Source organism: Microcystis aeruginosa NIES-2549, assembly GCF_000981785.2.
GTDB classification, from domain to species: domain Bacteria; phylum Cyanobacteriota; class Cyanobacteriia; order Cyanobacteriales; family Microcystaceae; genus Microcystis; species Microcystis aeruginosa_C.
This window is the reverse complement of record NZ_CP011304.1, coordinates 2,629,730-2,649,792: the sequence shown is the minus strand read 5'-3', so window position 1 is coordinate 2,649,792 and position 20,063 is coordinate 2,629,730. Positions and strand designations below refer to the sequence as shown.

Here is a 20,063-nt window from a genome sequence, read left to right as displayed (position 1 = left end):
TGTTGGGTTTCCTTGGTTCAACCCAACCGACGATAATTCTATTCCTGTTAATAAAGGAGCAGAAGTCAAAATTATTCGTTATGTGGCTTAAAAATTAGCAGCCCATTTAAAAATCTTAACGGAGGAAAATTAATGATTAACTTAGAACAAATTCAAGAAGATATTAACCAATTACCTGAAGAAGTACAAAACTTACTGATTGATTTTATTGAGTTATTAAAAAAACGCTATTCCTTGGCAAAAAATCCAGAGATTGCAGCAAAAATAAACCCTGAAGCTCAAAGTACCCTAGACATTTTAAAAGAATCTGGATTAATCGGTTGTATTAGTGCAGAATCCGACCTTTCTACTAATTATAAATCTGTTCTCAAAGAAGGATTAAAAGCTAAATATGATCATCGTTGATACCGGGTTCTGGGTGGCTTTATTTAACAATAAAGATCAATATCATCTAATAGCACAGCAAACCTTAGCACAGTATTCTTCTCAACCACTAATTACAACTTGGTGTGTTTTAACAGAAAGTTGTCATCTTCTTTTACAACGTTCTCCAATCTCTATACAGGAGTTGAAAAACAAATAAAATTAATGAACGTATTTGAGAGACATCCCCAAAAATTTCTATTATTCCACCTTGAAAATACTCATCTAGAAAGAATTCAAGACCTTATGAAACAATATCAAAGTCTGCCAATGGACTTAGCCGATGCCTCTCTAGTTATCTTAGCAGAAGAGTTAGGAAATGGACGTATCTTATCAATTGATAATCGAGATTTTAATACCTATCGCTGGAAAAATAAAAAACCCTTTATTAATCTTTTCCCAAATTTCTAGTTAATCATTAGTCCGTAGTCCGTAGGTTGGTTTGAGCGAATAAATATGTTCAAGAAAACCTCTCAATTCTAGGGGAAAGGGAAACCCAACACCCAACACCTAAATCCGTCTGAATCGGCACTCGCTATTCCCCTCCTCTCATTACTTTTTGTGGGGTTTCTTATATCATTTTTCTTGATTCCTGGCAGGTATTTTACTCCCCTCTCCCAGAAGGGGAGAAGGGTTGGGGGTGAGGGAAATTAACCATCTCTGCCATTACTTTTGAAAAATGATATTAAAAAATTTTTTTCCCAGTCCTTGACAACTTATGTTAAGTTAATAGTGGCAGTTGCAAGAAATTAACCCCCAGTTCTCACCTAGAAATTGTTAAGATGAGGAATTTTTTCTCGTCGGTTTCTGGTGCGAAGAATGGAGTTGAAGACGATTACCTGTCCAACTCGATCCTAGTCCCTTGGCAGAGTGACTGACGGATAAGCTCGATCTGTTTGCAGATTTGGCCGGTTTTCTCGTCGCTAGTCATTCAATGATCAATGGGGCAAGATTAAGCCTACCTAATTTTAACTATCTTCTCTCCTCCCTAATCAAACAATGCCTACCATGACCTTAGTGTTACCAATGGTGTATCTACTGGTGATCTACCTCTTACTATCGATCGCAAAAAAGCTAAAATCAACTCCTAATCAGTGATCAGTTATCAGTGATCAGTTATCAGTGGGGAGATAGGAGTCGGTCGTCAGGAGATGGGGGCAAGGATCTGGTTTCCTTTTGCCTTTTGCCTTCTGCCTTTTCTAACTGATTACTGCTCACTGAAAAAGGCTAACGGTTATAAAACAGGGACGGGTAAATAAACCTTTTCTACCGTAGGAGAAAAACCGAGCCATTGACGAGATAAACGGGCAAAAGTGTTAGGATCACCGCTAACTGCGAAGTTAGTAGGTAGGGGTGTTTCGGGATTTTTTATACCTAATAATTCTAGCTCTTTTTCCGCCGCTCGCACAACGGCAGCGGCGGGATCTACCAAGCGCACGGAACTAGGTAAAAGACGACGTAAAACCGGGGAAAGATGGCGATAATGGGTACAACCATAGACCAGAGTATCAATATTTTCTGCCAGTAAAGGCTGAAGATATTCCCTAGCCACTTGCGTGGTGTAGGGGTCAAAAATGCGGTTAGCCTCGATCAAAGGTACAAATTCAGGACAGGGAATTTGCCAAACTTGGGCAGTAGGATCGATTTCTTGAATCGCCTGTTTATAGGCATTACTTTTAGCCGTAGCCGGGGTAGAAATCACACCAATGCGCTTTCCTTGTTTAACGGCAGTTTTTGCCCCGGGCAAAATTACCCCCAAAATCGGTAAATCTTTAAATTCGGCCCGTACTTCTTCTAAAGCCAAGGCGGAACTGGTATTACAGGCCATAATCACCATTTTCACCCGGCGCTCGCCCATCCAAGTGAGAATTTCCCGGACAAATTCGATAATTTCCCCTTTAGAACGGGTTCCGTAAGGAAGTCTAGCGGTATCAGCGAAATAGAGAATTGATTCTTGGGGCAGTTGTCGATACAACTCCCTTAAAACGGTCAGTCCACCCACACCACTATCAAACACACCAATCGGACTAAGTTGTGATTCTCTCATAGATATCGAGGAAAACGCTGATCTAAAGTAGCTTTATTTGATGATATTAAAACACGGATTTTTTGATTGGTAAACTAATGCTCCAATCATTTAATCATTAACGGAGATTTCGTTGAATATATTCAATAATCCCCCCAGCGATCGCCGCCGCCATTTGTCGTTGAAAGTTGGCATTGGCTAATTTAGCAGCATCCTCAGCGCCAGTAACGAAACCCACTTCCACGAGGGTAGAGGGCATTTTCGAGGTTCTCAGCACATAGAAACGGGCCCGACGCACCCCCCGATCGCGCATATCGACACTGCGGACAATATTGCGATGGATGGTATCCGATAAACGGCGATCGCCGAAGTAATACACCTCTAGGCCATTGACATCCGGTCGTGCTTTCCCCATAGAGTTAGCGTGGATACTGACAAATAGATCGGCATCGATCCGGTTAGCCAGATCCGTGCGCCCTTGCAGGGTGACAAAAAAATCGCTATCCCTAGTTAGACGCACATCGATGCCCTGTTGTTGCAGGATGCGGGTAACTTCTAGGGAAATGGGCAGAATTACGTTTTTTTCCTGAAGGCCACCAATTCCGATCGCCCCCGGATCCTTACCACCGTGGCCCGGATCGATCACCACCAGAAAGCGGCTATTGCGTTGTCGGGGGGATTAGGAGTGGGGTCAGAGGGGCGCGGAGGTGGGTTAAATTGCCCCGTATCTGGGGGTAAAGGGACAGGTATAGTGGTGGAGTCAGGAACCTGAGAAACGGGGCTAGAATTGCGGGAGGACAGCAATTCTAGGGCTAGGGTTTGATTGCCCGTTTGAGTTAATTGTCCCAGTTGAAAACCCGCGGCCGTCTGTACCAAAATCAGCACCTTATTGACACTTTCCTGACGTACCCGCAATTGATAGATGGGACTATTGCGACCGAAGCGCGGACCGCGAAAAGAGTCGGCTAACTTAGCATTTTCGATGCGTAGTTCATAGACACCATCCCGGTTAACAATGCCGTTAGCTTTTAGGGGTAAATCCGCGCGAATTAAGAGGCGATCGTTATTACCTGCCAGATCGATCGAGGAGATCGTGGCCAAACGACTGCTAGAAGGGGGATTATTGGCAGTTTTCGCGGGGGGATTATTGGGACGGGGAGTGGGATTAGTGGCCTGAGTCGGGGGAGGTGAGGAGATATTATCCACGGAACTCAGACCACCCCTAGGCAGTAAAACCAAGCCACCAAAACGACTATAGAGAGCTTGCCAATCGGGGCTATCTTTATTAACGCTTAGGGAAATCTTGGCCCGTTGATTGGCAGTCTGACTGAATTGAATATCACCGACCCCATAGCGATTGACAGGGATAGTTTGACCGGTGAGACTACCGGGTAAAGTGGCCCCAGGTAATTCAAATTCGATTTTTTTGCCGTCGCGGCTGCGTTGACTGCGGATCGATCGATCATCACCATTTTGCTCTAAACGGACAAAAAGACCATTGCGAGTGACCTGAAAATCATCGTTGTTGTCCGTCTGGCTAACTGGAGGTGGGGGAGTGGGACGGGTGGAACCGCGATCGGGGGTAGGTGTGGGGTCAGGGGTGACGGGTGGTTGCGTTTCCTCCCTAATCGGTTGGGGATCTGGCAGTTCCACTGTCCATTGGGTGGGCGAAATTCCGCGAATTTTTACCTGTTGAGGATCAAAGGTGTAGCCGGGGGCTAATTCAATCACTAAACGGGTAGTTTCCGCATCAAATTGACCAATACGGACACTTCTGACGATATTGCCAATGGGCCGGTTAATATTGGGTTGCCCTAACTTGATCCCGGGCAGATCGATCACGATCCTGGTGGGGTTAGTGATCATTTGCGCTCGCGGTTGCACTCGATTGTCGGTGGTGAACACCAGACGATTCTCATTGGTGTCGAATCGCCAAAAGACGAGCTTGCCCGCCCAAGCAGGGGCCGCCACCAGCAACCAAGTTAATGCGCTTAGGAATAACCAATGAAATCTCACGATCGATGCTCCCGTTGCTCAGTTATCAATTACCTTTTTTCGGTAAAAATGGACTATTTTGTCGATTTTTGGCCATCCATAGCTCCGTTAATGCTCTGAGAATGACTATCAATAAAAACAAGCTTATGGGACGTTGGCATGGTCTGCTATGTTTCTTGAGGACTGGTGGTGGGTTCTTTAAATACTAACCTTAACAGGGGCGGAGCGATAAAGGTAGTCAAGATCACCATCATAATAACGGCCGCATCGGTAGCGGGGGATAAAGCACCACTAGCGGCCCCGACTCCGGCAAAGACTAAACCCACTTCACCCCGGGGAATCATGCCAACTCCGATCGCCAAGCGATTGAGTTTTTCCTTGCTGAAAACGGCTAACCCCGTTACCACTTTACCCAAAATAGCGACGACAATTAAGAAAGCCGCTAAGACTAATCCTTCTCGATTGGTAGGAATAGCGGGATTAAGCACACTTAAATCGGTTTTTGCCCCCACACAGACGAAAAATATCGGTACAAATAAATCGGCGATCGGGAACACTTGTTCTGCCAATTCCGAGCGCTTTTCCGTTTCCGCCAGGACCAGGCCCGCAGCAAAGGAACCGAGAATCGCTTCTAATTGGATAACTTGGGCAATATAAGCAAGAATAAAGGCGAAAATCAGGGAAACTAAGATCAATTGTCCCCTAGTTTTCATGCTATTAACTAATTGAACATAAAAGGGGCTTAAAAAACGACCGATCAGGATCGCCCCGATCACAAAAGCACTAGAACTAATAACTAGATAAATTACTTTGCTAATTTGCACTTCTCCGGTCTTCACCAAAGAAGCAACGACAGCGAGAACGATAATACCGAGAATATCATCGAGAACCGCTGCCCCGATGATAATTTGACCTTCTTTCGCCGATAACTTCCCTATTTCTGCTAAAACCTTGGCGGTAATGCCGATACTGGTAGCGGTTAAAGCTGCCCCGGCAAAAATAGCGGCAATGGTGGCCAGATGGAAAATATAGATTAAACCCAAAGTACCCACCAAAAAGGGAACCGCAACCCCCACCACTGCGACAGCAGCTGCCTGTGGACCGACGCGAATTAATTCCTGTAAGTCTGATTCTAAACCGATCTCGAACAGCAGGATAATTACCCCCAATTCCGAGAGGACGGAAATCACCTCACTGGCAGCACTAAAAACGGCGGGAGATTGCTCCGGGGTGAGGGGGGAAGTGGATTCTAGGAAGTGAATTAGCAGAGAATCCTCGAATCCCGCTCCCCCTTCTGGAAAAACCAGTAATTTTAGGGCAGAAACCCCGATAATCACGCCACCGACTAATTCTCCTAACACGGGAGGCAAGTTGAATCGGACGCATATTTCCCCCCCCAGTTTACAGGCGAAATAAATAACGGTCAAACTCAGCAGCACGCAGGCTAAAACTAAGGCACTATCGGCAGTTTCGGCTGTAGCTGCCGAGGCTAACAGGGGAAGATTAAAACTCCAAGCGGAAGAAAGGAAAGGCTGTAGTATCATCGCTCGCTCAAAATTACTCTCAATACTCTAACAAGCTGGCAGCCTATTCAGTTATTCCCTATTAAACTTTGCCCCTTGTCTAACTTCTACTAGGGTCCTGCCGCAGTCTAGTGAGGCTAGTTTTTTGATTCTAGGGATTTTTCCTTTTCTCCTAATTCCCAGTAATTGAGCAGGATGGCATTAACTGTATTACCGATCACATTTAACACGGTTTTAAAGCCATCGGTCAAGCGATCGACCCCCGCGACTAAAGCTACTCCCTCTAAGGGTAAACCCGCTGCCGATAATACGGTAGTCATGGTAATTAATGCGCTGCCGGGGACCCCCGGGGTACTAAAAGAAACCAATAAACCACTCAATGCGATCGCTAATAACAAAGAGGGACTTAAAGGAACTCCGTAAACCTGAGCGATAAAAAGAGCATTAAATCCCTGTAAAATTGCCGAACCATCGCGTTTTAGTACCGTTCCCAAGGGAATAGCGAAACTGGCGATATCTTCGGGTAAACCGTATTCTTGAATTTCCCGCAAAACCACGGGTAAAGCGGCGTTAGAACTAGCAGTACCGAAAGCTAAGGATAAAGATTCCGATAAAGAGCTAAAAAAGCGTCGAGGTTCTCCTTTGAGGGCAAAAAGGAGCAAAACATACACCCCAATCATCAAGGCGCTGGCCAAAAACAGACCAAAAACATAGAAAAAAAGTCTCGCCACTAATTCTAATCCCTGGGTGGCGATAACCGAAGCAATCAGGGCAAATACCCCCACAGGTGCTAGATAAAGAATCACCGATAGGATTCTCTCGCTGATTAGATAAAGACTGTCTATCAAGAGAATAAAAGGTTTTGCCCCCTCTTTGGCCAGTCCGATGCCGATACTAAATAAAACTCCCGTCACGATTACCTGTAAAAGATTGCCCCCGGTAAGAGCTTCTAGGGGATTAACCGGGATTAAGCTAATCAGCCAATCTCTCAAGGATACTGGTGTATTGGTGGTCATGGCGGCATTAGTGGCAAATCCCTCTAAACCTATCCCCGGTTTTAATAACAACGCCGTGGCCATGCCGATTAACAGAGCAAGTGTACTGGTTAGCAGATAGCCAGTCATCAATCTGAGTAAATATCTACCGATCCGCGCCGCATTCTGTACCCGGGTTAATCCTAAAATAAGAGAAGAAAAAACGATCGGAACCACCACAAATTGAATTAAGCGCAGAAAAACCTGTCCCACCGGCGCGAGAATATAGTCATCTAAAGGTAGGATTAGGGCAGGAAAAAAACCATTAAGCAGCGCACCGAAAACAATTCCCGCACCGAGGGCGACTAAGATCAGGTTAGATAAATTCATGGCGTTAAGTTGAGAATTCCGAGACTAATTTGGGGCAGTATAGCACTAGGCTAATTTTATCGAACCCTTCTGTCATTTTTTGCCAGAAAAGGGAGAGATGAGCCAATAAAAGCCCATCTCTCGGTAATTTATCGCTCTACTTTAGTGACAGCCAAGAAGACTTTACTTGTTACCATTACCCTGCATAGCTAAAACCGCATCACGCAGTTTATCCGGCACTTCTTGCAGGTGATCCTCATCCCACTGGAAGAAACCGACACCCATAGTCAAAGAACGCAATTCAACGATAAAATCGTGCATTTCCGCTTGGGGGAGATAGGTTGTTATCTGATCCCAACCTTTCCACTCCTCAGAAGCTTCAAAACCCTGAATTTGACCGCGTTTACCACTGATTAACTGTAAAACCTTGGCGGTGTATTCTGAGGGAGCGAGAACCGTCACCGATAGAATGGGTTCTAATAAGACCGGATGACATTTAGGCAGTCCCTCCGTCATCGCTAGACGGGCCGCTTGTTTAAAAGCTTGTTCGGAACTATCGACACTGTGATAGGAACCATCGGTGAGAGTAACATCAATATCCACCACGGGAAAACCCAAAGGACCATGACCGAGATATTCCCGCACTCCCGTTTCCACCCCGGGGATATACTGTTTGGGGACGACACCACCGACAATGCTTTCATGGAAGTGGAAACCTTCCCCCCGGGCCAGGGGTTTAATATCGAGATACACATCGCCAAAAGCACCGTGGCCGCCGGTTTGGTGTTTATAACGTCCGTGGGATTTGGTGCTGGCCTTGATCGTTTCCTTGTAGGGGACTTGGGGTAAATGGGTGGTCATCGGTAGATTATACTTGCGTGCTAGGCGATCGAGGGCCACTTGTAGATGAATTTCTCCCTGTCCCCAGAGAATCACTTCTTTAGTGTCGCCGTGTTGTTCCCAGTAGAGGGAGGGATCTTCTTCGATCAGTTTTGTCAAAGCTGAACTTAATTTAACTTCATCCTTGCGATTGACGGCGGCAATAGCGAGAGCAAAGACGGGTTTAAGCTGTAATCCTTTGGGAAGGTCGGGTTTTTGACTGCCGCTGCTCACCACGTCTCCGGTGGCGATTCCCTCCAAACGACCGAGAGCGACAATTTCCCCCGCTTGGGCCTGCTGTAGGGGTTGTTGTTGTTGTCCCATGAGACGATAGATACCACCAATCCGCACACCGTTTAAGGCCATGCCATCGCTAAGGGTTCCCTGCCAGATTCGCCCTAGGGAGAGGCGACCGCCCTGGGGAGTAAAATAGGTTTTGAGGATTTGTACCACTGCGTCCCCGTCCGCACCCGGATCGAGACCGCGACGATTGGCGGTAATTGTCGGGGCCGGTGCTTCTTCCACTAAAGCGGTGAGGAGATGACGCACACCATAGTCCCGTTCCGCCATACCGAAGAACACGGGTACTATCTGATCGGCTCCCAGTTCTTGTTTTAAGTCTTGGAGAATTTCTTCCCGGGAGGGGTTAATATCTTCGAGGAGTTCTTCTAAAAGATGATCGTCAAATTCGGCAATCGTTTCTAGCATTTCTTGTCGAGCGATCTGTTCTTCTTCCTTGAGGTGGTCGGGTAAAGGTACGGGATCGGCGGGACTGTTAGGATGGTAATGATAAGCCTGTTCGTTGATTAAATCGATGAATCCGATAGTTTCGCTGTTCTGACGGATAGGATATTGTTGGGGAACGAGGGGACGACTAGAAACGGATTTGAGAGCTTGTAGGACTTCGTTAAAGTGACTATTACAGCGATCCATCTTGTTGATGAAGATTAGATGCGGAATTTCCCAATCATCGAGGAATTTTAGCAAGGGAGCCAGGGTGAGAACTCGATCAACCACCGGTTCACAAACGATAATAGCAGCACCAGCCCCGACGAGGGCATTATAGGTTTCACTGGCAAATTCGATCGAACCGGGGCAATCGAGAAAGGTAAAATTTAGGTTTTGGTATTGACTATGGGCAACGGAAACTTCTACACTCATCTGTCGATCCCGTGCTTGTGTGGAACTATCACCAACGGTGTTGCGATCGCTGATTTTGCCTTTTCTGGTGATGGCTCCTGTGACGAAAAGTAAACTTTCCAGTAAGGAGGTTTTTCCACTGGAGTAGGGGCCGACAAGGGCCACATTACGGGTGTTTGCTCCGATACTTTGATTCATACAGATACCCCCAACAATGATTTAGTGATTAGTTGTGGCGATTGGACGATATTTACACTCGATCGCCCTTGGGAAATATACTGTCATAGCACTGAAAATTACTCTCAGGACGTATTTAGAAGTGAAAGGCCTGTCTTGCCATAATTTTGCCCAGTGCTACAGGTGTATTCTTTCCTACTCTTCACCCTAACTCAGTCTCAAGCATTACATCCCATTCTCGCAATCTCTTGTAAAATCTCGCCTACTTTTAGTTAAGGAACTTGAATAAATGTTAACTAAGCTGTTAACTATCCACCGTCTTTCTCATCAACCGGATTCACAAAAACGAGAGGTTGCCTGATATAGTGAGAGGTCGGGATGATGTTTATCAAGCAATTTTTATGTTGAAAGCTGGAATCGTGGGACTGCCAAATGTGGGGAAATCGACCCTATTTAACGCTCTGGTGGCTAATGCTAAGGCGGAGGCCGCTAATTTCCCCTTTTGTACCATTGAACCGAATGTGGGTGTGGTATCCGTCCCCGATGAACGTCTGGAGGTTTTGGCTAAAATCTCTAATTCTGAGAAAATCGTGCCGACGCGGATTGAATTTGTCGATATCGCCGGATTAGTCAAGGGTGCGAGTCGGGGGGAAGGATTGGGTAATCAATTTTTGGCTAATATCCGGGAAGTGGACGCGATCGTTCATGTGGTGCGCTGTTTTGATAATGATGATATTATTCATGTTTCTGGGTCCGTGGATCCGGCCCGGGATATCGAGGTGATTAATCTAGAGTTAGCTCTAGCGGATTTGGGACAGGTGGAGAAGCGGGTGGAACGTTTACGCAAACAGGCGAAAAATAGCAAGGAAGCCGCCGAAGAATTGGTTATCCTTGAAAAAATCCTAATTTGTCTTAATGACGGTATTTCGGCGCGAAAAGTGGATTTAAGCAAAGAGGAAGAAGAATTAATTAAAAATCTCGGTTTATTGAGTCGTAAACCGATTATTTATGCCGCTAATGTGAGCGAAGATGATCTGGCCACGGGTAATGATTGGGTAGAAAGTGTCCGTCAAATTGCCCAACAGGAACAGGCAAAAGTTGTGATCGTTTCTGCTCAAGTAGAATCGGAATTAGTGGAATTGTCGGAGGAAGAAAGAAAAGATTTTCTCGGTTCTTTAGGAGTAGAAGAAGGGGGATTAAAATCTTTAATTAAAGCTACCTACGAGTTATTAGGACTGCGTACCTATCTCACCACTGGCCCCCAAGAAACCCGCGCATGGACGATTATTGCCGGTATGAAAGCACCCCAGGCAGCCGGAGTTATTCACTCGGATTTTGAACGGGGTTTTATTCGTGCAGAAACTGTGTCTTATCAGGATTTAGTTAATAGTCGCACGATGAGCGCCGCTAAAGAAAAAGGTTTAGTCAGAAGTGAAGGCAAGGAATACATTGTTCAAGAGGGTGATGTTTTACTATTCCGTTTTAATGTTTAGCTAAAAATAAATCAGGTGAGTGCCACCCACCTGATCAAAAGGCTAAACAATAGGCCTTGTCAATAGCTGTAGGGCTAATTCATGAATTAGCGCCAAGTGTAGGGCTAATTCATGAATTAACCCTACAATAGGCATTGTCAATTTGAAAGATGCTCCGAATTTCTGTCATCAACAATCTCTCAGCTTTTTTTACTCACTTTGGTTAACATTAAACTGAATTTTTTATCTCTTGACATCCTCTAATTTAGATTCTATAATTAGGTATAGGGGCAAGTTCTTGTTTAATCAAGATGGTGATGATCTCTGTCCACTAAAAGACTGGTTTGCTAGGAGTCGAGACTAAAAATATTCTATCTATTCAACAACCCGCAAGGGGAAACGGTCAAATCAAACTGGAAAAATGAAAGAGCAAGGATTGTTATTTTCTGAAGACAGCCTGTTACCTGAAAAACTCCCGCAAATTCAGGAATTACGACCTTCTAACAATCTTTCCGCAGTTTTTGAAGAGTGCCATAATTATATTTACGCCAACGAAGGAATGCTCAAAGACAAGATTTTTCACGAGATGGTTAAACTAATCATCATCAAACTTCATGATGAAAAATCTGTCAAGCAATCTGTAAATTTTGGCGTTACAGCAAGTGAATATAAAGCCATCGTCGCCAATAAGTCCGATGAATTTATGTCGCGTCTCAGTCAATTATTTACCTCCATCAAGAATCATTATCGGGGATTTTTCACCGATGACACATTCAAGTTAAAACCTTTAACTCTTGCTTATATTGTAGGCAGGTTACAGTACATTAATTTAAGTAAAACATCTGGCGATATAAAAGGGGAAGCCTTCCAGACTTTTGTAAATAGACACCAGCGTGGAGATAGGGGAGAATTTTTTACCCCTCACCCAATTGTCCGCCTTGCGGTTGAAATGATAGACCCCAAACCAAACGAAAAAATTATAGATCCTGCTTGCGGAAGTGGTGGTTTTTTAATTCAAGCAATAAACCATGTTCGACAAAATAATCCAGAGTTCAATATAGCAAGTTTTGTGCAAGAAAGTATTACAGGAATTGAATTTAATCCCGATGTCGCTCTTTCGGGAATGATTCGTTTAGTTTTTGAAGGTGGCACAGGTTCAGAAATTATCTGCACTAATGCGCTTATCGAAGATGAAAAATTAAATAATTCCTTTGATGTTATCTTGACCAATCCTCCTTTCGGAAATAAAGGCAAAGTAGAAGACAAGAAAATTCTTCAATCATATCTTCTCGCCAGGAAATGGCATAAATCAGCGTCCAATGGTTGGGAAGTTTCCCCAACCGTTTTAGCGGGTCAGTCGCCCGATATTTTATTTATTGAGAAATCTATAAAATTATTGCGCGCAGGTGGGCGCATGGCGATTATTCTGCCCGATGGTCTATTACAAAATATCTCTAATGGACCGATTCGGCATTGGTTGCGCTCCCAAACAAAAATATTAGGTGTTGTTTCCATACCGCCGGAAGCATTCGTGCCATACGGTACAGGAATCAAGACATCACTTTTAGTAGTTCAAAAATTACCAGCAAACAATGATTCTTGTTTTATGGCACAAATCAAAAAAATAGGCTATGACGTTAAAGGACAAACAATATATAAGCGCAACGAGTCGGGAGTTATAGCCCGAAAAAAATCAGGTTTGCCAATAGTTGACGATGATATAGATGATATTTCTCGCTCTTTTAGGTCATTTATCAATGGCGAATTTGCACAAAACAGCGATTGTATTTATACAGTTAAAAACACCCTGCTCAATTCGAGACTGGATGCCGAACATTATTTACCCAATGACCAAAAATTATTAGAACATCTAAAATCTATTGGGGCGAAACCTTTAGGTGAAATTGCCGATATTTTGAGAGATGCGGCTGATTTTCGTTTAGCTAGGGATAGTGAAATTAGATATATAGCTATTTCCGATGTTGATTATCGTACAATGCAAGTTGTTTCTCAACAAATAATTAAGGCATACGAGGCCCCATCTCGCGCAACTTATAGATTGTACAAAGGCGATATTATTACAGCAATTTCAGGAGCAAGTACAGGAACACCACGCCAAGCAACAGCCCTAATCACGGAAGATGAAGAGGGGGCAATTTGCTCAAATGGATTTTCAGTATTAAGAAATATTCAGGGAGTCGAGCCTTTGTTTTTATTGGTATATATGCGAACAGACTTTTTTTTGCGTCAGGTTAAAAGGTACATGACAGGTCATGCTATTCCTACTATTTTAGGGGATGATTTGTTAAAAGTTTTAGTGCCTATTCCACCCCAATCTGAACAGCAGAGAATAGCAAAAAGTATGACCGAAATTCAAGCAATTAGAAAAGAAGCGTTAAAGGCAAGTGAGAATGTTGTTAACGAAATGAGTCTTCTACTTGGCCAATTTGAGTAAGGCAAAAAGCAGGTTAAGCTTAGAACAAGTCTTAAGGTGGTTGATTTATCCCAACCTTAAGACAGGACTAGAATAGCTAGGATAAATCAACAGGGATTCTCAATTTGCCCGGGAAATGTGCGTCACCAGGGCCGCCGATTGTAGGATGGGGGTAGTGGTGACGGAATCCGTCGCTAGGGTAAAGAGAGGATTGGAAAGGATACCGGCCAGGGAAGTCGCCACTAGGGAGAGGATAATGCCCACCTGTAGGGGACGCATCCCGGTAAGAGTCCAATTGATAACGGGGTAATTTTTCACCGCATCGGACATCTCTTGGGGTTCCTTAACTACCATCATTTTGACCACACGGATATAGTAGTAAATCGAGGCCACACTGGTGACTAAACCAACGAGGACGAGGGCATAAAGTCCCGCTTGCCAACCGGCCCAGAATAGATAAATCTTACCAAAGAAGCCCGCTAGAGGCGGAATTCCCCCCAAAGAGAGGAGACAGATGCTTAAACAGAGGGTTAGGAGCGGATCTTTCTGGTAGAGTCCCGAATACTCAGCGATCTGATCGGTTCCAGTTCTGAGAGCAAAGAGAATCACACAGGCAAAAGCCCCTAGGTTCATGAACAGGTAAATTAACAGATAGAAAATCATGCTAGAGTAACCCGCGTCAGTACCGGCGGTTAAACCAATCATGACAAAACCCGCCTGACCGATCGAGGAATAGGCTAACATCCGTTTCATGCTAGTTTGGGCTAAGGCGACCACGTTGCCGAGGATCATACTCAAAATTGCTAGAGCGATAAAGATAAACCGCCATTGTTCGCTCACTAGACCGAAAACCGTCACTAATAGGCGAATTGCTAGGGCAAAACCGGCCGCTTTGGAACCCACCGAGAGGAAAGCCACCACGGGAGTGGGTGAACCTTCGTACACATCAGGAGTCCACTGGTGAAAGGGAACCGCCGAAATTTTGAAGGCGATACCGGCAATCACAAACACTAATGCGATCGCTAAGGCCAGGGACTGACCACCGTTAACATCGGTTAATTTTTGGGCAATGGCACTTAAACTGGTTTCACCTCCGGATAAACCGTAGAGAAGGGAAACACCATAGAGGAAAATCGCCGAGCTAGAAGCTCCAATTAACAGGTATTTTAAAGCGGCCTCGTTCGATCGAGGATCCCGCTTCATGTAACCGGTCATTAGATAGGAGGAAATACTGAGCATTTCTAGGGAGATGAAGATCATCACCAATTCACTAGCGCCGGATAGGAACATTCCCCCGAGGGTTGCGGTGAGCATAATGGCCAAGAATTCCGCTAGGGAGGTTCCCGCTTGTTCCACATAACGCACAGACATCAGCACTGTGGAGGCGGTAGAAAGGGCAATAATCGCCCTAAAGACGATACTGAGATTATCCCCCTCAAAAGCCCCTAAAAAGGCCAATGGTTTCGGATTGTCCCAGGTAAAGTAGAGAGCAACCACAGCAGCGAGCAGACCAGCGATCGCCGCGTAGGGCAGCCAACTTCTGGCACTCCGTCCCAAGATCAAATCGCCGATTAAAATCACCATCAGGGTGATAATCAGGATTCCTTCGGGCCAGATAGCGCCGGCGTTTAGCTGACTGGCAACAAGACTAGAAAAATCCATATTGATTGAGGTTAAAGGAATTTGAAGTTAAAAAAGGCTTAATACAAGCTTAGGGCATTTCATCAGCGATTCAGTGATCAGTTATCAGTGATCACTGATCAGGTGTGAGTTTTCAGTTCACTGATCGCCGCTATCGGGTCAAAATATCTAAAAACCCAGATAAATTTGACATAATCTTAGCTTTTATGGGTATTTTAGTTGTCTCTTGTCTTTTTACTATTCCTCTCTCGGAGTAGCGGAGTCTAGGAGTCTTCTCGCCTCACAGAAGATGTTTGATTTTTGCAGGAGAGCTAATTTCTGATGTTGACAAGTTGTCACCGAGATGTATCCAAGTTAACAGGGAAAAAGAGAAAACTCAGGAAATCATGACATAGACTGGGATCGTTAGTTGTCATTGAAGGATTCTGGTAAAATCAGGCTAGGGGAAACACCAGGAAAATCACTTGTTTTCCAGCCATCCGCTTGATTTTTTTGTTGAAAAATTTTTTGGTTCGCTCCATCCTTTTCCTTTAGCGATCGCTTGAATGAGTAACGAAACCTATCTCAATCATCCCACTTTCGGTCTATTATACAGAGTCTGTCTATTAGAAGAACATCAGGAATTATTTACCACTCTTTATGCCCAACGTCTTTTTTTTCTGGTGACGGTGGGTCCCAAAAAAGTCTCGTTCGATCCGGTCAGTCGTTCCGATGCTCGTCTTTTGGTGGAAAACCGGCTGCGGAATTTGCGCCGGGGCAGTAATGTGCAAGAATTTAACAGTCTCAACCAAACTTATCAACAAACCTTTTCAGTCTAGTTCATGACGATCGCTAGTCGTATCGAGTCAATCCGTCTTACCCTACCCCCCTCCGCGCGTCTGATTGCCGTCAGCAAACAGGTATCGAGCGATTATATCCGTCAAGCTTACCGAGCAGGAGTGAGAGATTTTGCTGAAAGTAAGCTACAGGAAGCAATCTCGAAGCAGCAAGAACTAAAAGACCTCCAGGATATTTCTTGGCACTTTATCGGGCATCTACAGGCAAATAAAGCCCGCAAAGTTCTAGAATCTTTTGATTTAATCCATTCCCTCGATAGTTTAAAATTAGCCCAAAGACTCGATCGCCTAGCTGGGGAATTAGAGATTAATCCCCAAGTTTTGCTACAGGTGAAAGTTGTCCCCGATCCCGATAAGTTCGGTTGGGACACGGACGAACTGATAGCAGATATTGCCGCTTTAGTCAACTGTAAACAGCTAAAAATTCAGGGTTTGATGACAATTCTGCCCCAAGGATTATCCGACGGGGAAAAGTTAGCCGCCTTTGAAAAAACCAGCGATTTAGCCCAAATAATCGAGAATAGCTCTAGTTTATGCCTGCCTCATCTATCCATGGGGATGTCTAACGATTATCCTCTGGCCATCAAGGCCGGAGCCACTTTGATCCGGGTGGGAACTGGCATCTTCGGCGATCGCATTTATTAAACCATCGCCGTAAATTTACAGAAAAAACCTCTAGAAATTTTAATAATCGGTGATAATATGTCTTAGAATTACAGCGTCTAGTCTAGGCAAGAGCAGTAAAAAATTGGCAGGATTGACAAAAAGTCTCGACTGACCTTTTTCTAGCTAAAGGCTGACGGCTGATAGCTTAATTGGGGAACTAATCGCTGCCTACAGACGACTAGAAGGAAAAATTTGGTTTGATCGACTAGATTGACGAACCCTTAACAAAATAGTTCTCCTGTACCAAATGAGAGCAAAAATTGTTAAAGGCCAATAAATAACCCCGACTCTGGCCAAGACCACCAAAAAAAATCTTTTGAAGGACATTAGACTGTGAACAACATTTTTACCAAACTCAAAGATTTTGTCGGTATCTCCGAACAACCGGAAGACGAAGACGAAACCGACTACGAAGAAATGAACTGGGAAAAGTCTTCCCCCCAAGATAGGGATCAAAACGAAGAAGAAGACCCCCTCAATCGTCGTCAACGCGAACCTTTAAATCTCAATACAGCCACATCTATGGGACTCAACAGAAGCAACGTGATCGGTATGCCAGGTATTAACAACAATAATGCAGAAGTGGTCGTGATCGAGCCCCATTCCTTCGAGGAAATGCCCCAAGTTATCCAAACCCTGAGAGAACGCAAATCGGTGGTTTTAAACCTCAACGTCATGGATCCCGAAGAGGCACAAAGAGCCGTGGATTTCGTCGCCGGTGGCACTTATGCAATTGATGGTCATCAAGAACGCATCGGTGAGAGTATTTTCCTATTTACCCCCAGCTGCGTTAAAGTTAGCACCCTTTCCGGAACTATTCACGATATCACCGACAACCCGAAAATAACTCGTCCCGTTTCCTCCACACCTGCTTGGGGCGCCGAAAGCAGTCGATTAGCTCAATGAATCCTCCCATAGTCCTCTCGTCAAGTTTGTCGAAGCTAGAAATCGATCGATTCTCGAGAGGAGCCGTTTTTCCTGGGTAAGACCTCTCAATCTCCCTTTTTACTTTTTATTTTCAATAATACTGTGTCTATTCGTTTAGGAATTATTGGCGGTGGAGTGATGGCCGAGGCCATTCTCAGCCGTTTATTAAAAAAAAATATTTATAGTCCCGAAACGGTGTTGGTTAGTGATCCCCAATCCCAACGGCGCCACTTTTGGGTTAATACCTACGGAGTGCAAGTCAGTGAGGATAACCGAGAAGCCGCTAGAGCAACCGAGGTGTTAATCTTAGCGGTAAAACCGCAAATTTTAGAGCAAGTAGTGAATAGCTTGCTGGGAATACCCGAAAAACCCCTAATTATCTCGATTTTAGCAGGAGTTACCCTCAATCGCTTAGAAATGGGCTTTCCCGATCGCCCCGTGATCCGGACGATGCCCAATACCCCAGCCACGGTGGGACAAGGGGTTACAGCGATCGCAGCTGGTCGTCATGCGGAACCGGAACATCTGGCCGTAGCCAGAGATATTTTTGCCGCGGTCGGTTCGGTGGTGGAAGTTCCCGAGGCTTTGATGGACGCGGTAACGGGATTATCGGGATCGGGCCCGGCATTTGTGGCCTTGATGGTGGAAGCTTTAAGCGATGGTGGTGTGGCGGCGGGATTACCGCGATCAATTGCGTCTCAATTGGCTATAGAAACAGTTTTGGGGACGGCAACCCTATTAAAAGAATCGGCCATACATCCGGGGGAATTAAAGGATCGCGTCACTAGCCCCGGGGGAACGACGATTGCCGGGGTGAGACAATTAGAAAAAGGCTCTTTTCGCTCGACTATTATCGAGGCAGTGGTGGCGGCCTATCATAGATCTAAAGATTTAGGGCGTAGTTCTGAAAAGTAATTTTTGTATCTTTTTTAATCCATAACTGATGTCTCGATCTGTGATAAGATACGCAGCAATTCTTGTCCAGAAAAAGTTATGAATAAGAAATCTTATCGTTTTGATTTAATGGCATTAATTGCCATTGCTGTTTTTTTTCTGGGGATTGTTTTCTGGAAAGTCCCGCTTCATTATCCCTATATCCTTAATTTTGATGAAGCGGTGGCCATGGTACTTGCCTACGTCACTAAACAAGGTTATCGTCTCTACGAACAAGTTTGGCACGATCATTTATCGGGTTTATCTCTTTTACTAAATGGTTGGTTAAGCGTGACAGGATTTACTATCCATGCCGCCCGCCTTATGGTGCTTTCTTTATCCACAATTATGTTAGGGATTTTTTATCTAATTCTGAGAGTTAATTGCGGAATATTAGCCTCGTGTTTATCGGTATTTATTCTCTCAACCTGTCTAGTTTATATTACCATGTCAACGACAATGCTGCGGGAGTTACCCTCACTTTTTTTTACAATTTTAAGTATTTTTATCATCTTTAAAGCCCTTCAATCCCCGGGTAAGCTTAAGTATTGGCTGTATTTACTCAGTGCCATTGCTTTTGTTTTTTCCCTGCAAATTAAACTTTCGGGCATTACTATTATCCCAACTGTAGCTTTAATTATTTTTCTCAATCAACAGAATAGTTTTATTAAAAGAATCACTGATATTGTTATTTGGTCAGGGGCTATTGTTTTAGTCTTTGTCTTAGGTTCCCTGACTATTTTTCCTTTTTCCTACGAAAATATTATTAAATCTCATGTCAGTGTTGCAGCTAGTTTCGGTGAAGAAAATCTCACCTTATGGACTCTCTTACAAAGCGCCCTACAACACGAACCAATTTATCTGATCGTCACAGCGATCGCTATTATAGCGATGGTTTTTACTCGCAATATAATACCACTTTTACCGCCCTTGATCTGGTTGGGTTCTAATCTATTTAGATTTGCCACAGTCGCCCCAATTTGGCCCTATTACTATATCCATTTAATTATTCCCGCCGTTTGGATCATTGCCTTGTTTGTCGAACAGTTAAAAATTACTGATAGCCTCGGAGAATTTAGGCAAAATCGAAAAATAACCCAGGAATTAGTTCTCAAAATGCTGATTTTTCTCTCCCTTTCTGGTCAATTTCTCTTTAATACATTGAGAATAATTACCAATCGTGATCCTGCAATTAATGCCTACGTTCAATTTAATAAAAGGTATAAACCTATTTTAGCAGAAGCTGTGTTTGAAAAATTTAAAAACTCCGATAAACTTCTGTTAACCGATAATCCTCACTACATATATCAGTATTTCTTGAAAACACCCCCAGAAACTGCCGTCATCACCAGAAAGAGATTTATCAATCAGAATCTTGATGGGGATTTTATCCTAGAAGTTATCGAAAAAAGACAGCCCGATTTGGTTTTTCTCTATCGATTTGAAAAGCAATTTCTGCAATCACCAAAACTCAGGGATTATTTAGAGAAAAATTATATCCAGTTTCCCGACCAGCAAGAAAAAGGAACTCTCTTTATCAGTCCGAAAACTTGGCAAGAATATCAAAGTAAGGCTAATTAGAAATTCTGGACGGAGACTATAGCGTTTCCTAAGCTAGTGAGGTACACCTATTTTTCTTCCCTTTTGC

At 44.2% G+C, this 20,063-nt stretch carries 13 protein-coding genes and 2 pseudogenes; 9 read left to right on the top strand and 6 right to left on the bottom strand.

The window, feature by feature from the left end; translation table 11 throughout:
- The first annotated feature begins 132 nt into the window (after window positions 1–132).
- Together myaer_RS13005 and myaer_RS13000 are read left to right on the top strand one after the other, a co-directional pair.
- On the top strand, window positions 133–405 hold the full coding sequence (locus myaer_RS13005; RefSeq protein WP_046662405.1) for a hypothetical protein: 273 nt from the start codon (window positions 133–135) through the stop codon (window positions 403–405).
- Window positions 392–834: pseudogene (locus tag myaer_RS13000) on the top strand (type II toxin-antitoxin system VapC family toxin). The gene myaer_RS13005 and the pseudogene myaer_RS13000 overlap by 14 nt, the downstream one beginning before the upstream one ends.
- An 823-nt stretch (window positions 835–1,657) precedes the next feature.
- Here myaer_RS13000 and murI read toward each other — a convergent pair.
- The 5 genes and pseudogenes from murI to myaer_RS12975 all read right to left on the bottom strand — a co-directional run bounded on the left by murI (window position 1,658) and on the right by myaer_RS12975 (window position 9,527).
- Entirely contained in the window at window positions 1,658–2,470 is an 813-nt protein-coding gene (murI, locus tag myaer_RS12995; protein WP_046662404.1) for a glutamate racemase, read from the bottom strand.
- Between the two features lie 97 nt (window positions 2,471–2,567).
- Window positions 2,568–4,465, bottom strand: a pseudogene (locus tag myaer_RS12990) (N-acetylmuramoyl-L-alanine amidase).
- Between the two features lie 146 nt (window positions 4,466–4,611).
- Entirely contained in the window at window positions 4,612–5,988 is a 1,377-nt protein-coding gene (locus myaer_RS12985; protein WP_046662403.1) for a cation:proton antiporter, read from the bottom strand.
- A 116-nt stretch (window positions 5,989–6,104) separates the two neighbouring features.
- Entirely contained in the window at window positions 6,105–7,331 is a 1,227-nt protein-coding gene (locus myaer_RS12980; protein WP_046662402.1) for a dicarboxylate/amino acid:cation symporter, read from the bottom strand.
- 162 nt (window positions 7,332–7,493) lie between these two features.
- Window positions 7,494–9,527 carry an elongation factor G gene (locus tag myaer_RS12975; RefSeq protein WP_046662401.1) on the bottom strand — a complete coding sequence of 678 codons (2,034 nt, stop codon included), beginning with the start codon at window positions 9,525–9,527 and terminating at the stop codon, window positions 7,494–7,496.
- A gap of 380 nt (window positions 9,528–9,907) precedes the next feature.
- Between myaer_RS12975 and ychF the strand changes: the two genes are divergently transcribed.
- Together ychF and myaer_RS12965 are read left to right on the top strand one after the other, a co-directional pair.
- A complete protein-coding gene (gene ychF, locus myaer_RS12970) occupies window positions 9,908–10,999 on the top strand; it encodes a redox-regulated ATPase YchF (RefSeq protein WP_046663767.1) in 1,092 nt (363 codons plus the stop codon).
- A gap of 400 nt (window positions 11,000–11,399) precedes the next feature.
- Window positions 11,400–13,433, top strand: coding sequence for an N-6 DNA methylase (locus myaer_RS12965; protein ID WP_046662400.1), 2,034 nt, complete (start codon window positions 11,400–11,402; stop codon window positions 13,431–13,433).
- A 99-nt stretch (window positions 13,434–13,532) separates the two neighbouring features.
- On the opposite strand, the gene myaer_RS12960 is transcribed toward myaer_RS12965, so the two are convergent.
- Window positions 13,533–15,074: an NAD(P)H-quinone oxidoreductase subunit N gene (locus myaer_RS12960; RefSeq protein ID WP_046662399.1), complete on the bottom strand. Its 1,542-nt coding sequence runs from the start codon at window positions 15,072–15,074 to the stop codon at window positions 13,533–13,535.
- A 524-nt stretch (window positions 15,075–15,598) separates the two neighbouring features.
- On the opposite strand from myaer_RS12960, the gene pipX reads away from it, so the two are divergent.
- The 5 genes from pipX to myaer_RS12935 all read left to right on the top strand — a co-directional run bounded on the left by pipX (window position 15,599) and on the right by myaer_RS12935 (window position 19,996).
- Window positions 15,599–15,871 (top strand): transcriptional coactivator PipX, encoded by a 273-nt coding sequence (gene pipX, locus myaer_RS12955; protein ID WP_046662398.1) that lies wholly within the window; start codon window positions 15,599–15,601, stop codon window positions 15,869–15,871.
- A gap of 3 nt (window positions 15,872–15,874) precedes the next feature.
- Window positions 15,875–16,534, top strand: a complete 660-nt coding sequence (locus tag myaer_RS12950) for a YggS family pyridoxal phosphate-dependent enzyme (protein WP_046662397.1) — start codon at window positions 15,875–15,877, stop codon at window positions 16,532–16,534.
- A 354-nt stretch (window positions 16,535–16,888) separates the two neighbouring features.
- Window positions 16,889–17,461, top strand: a complete 573-nt coding sequence (locus tag myaer_RS12945; RefSeq protein WP_046662396.1) for a cell division protein SepF — start codon at window positions 16,889–16,891, stop codon at window positions 17,459–17,461.
- A gap of 123 nt (window positions 17,462–17,584) precedes the next feature.
- Complete coding sequence (proC, locus tag myaer_RS12940) at window positions 17,585–18,397, top strand: pyrroline-5-carboxylate reductase (protein ID WP_046662395.1); 813 nt, start codon at window positions 17,585–17,587, stop codon at window positions 18,395–18,397.
- Between the two features lie 78 nt (window positions 18,398–18,475).
- The gene (locus myaer_RS12935) at window positions 18,476–19,996 is read left to right on the top strand and encodes an ArnT family glycosyltransferase (protein WP_046662394.1); all 1,521 of its coding nucleotides are present in this window, start codon (window positions 18,476–18,478) and stop codon (window positions 19,994–19,996) included.
- Window positions 19,997–20,063 lie beyond the last annotated feature (67 nt).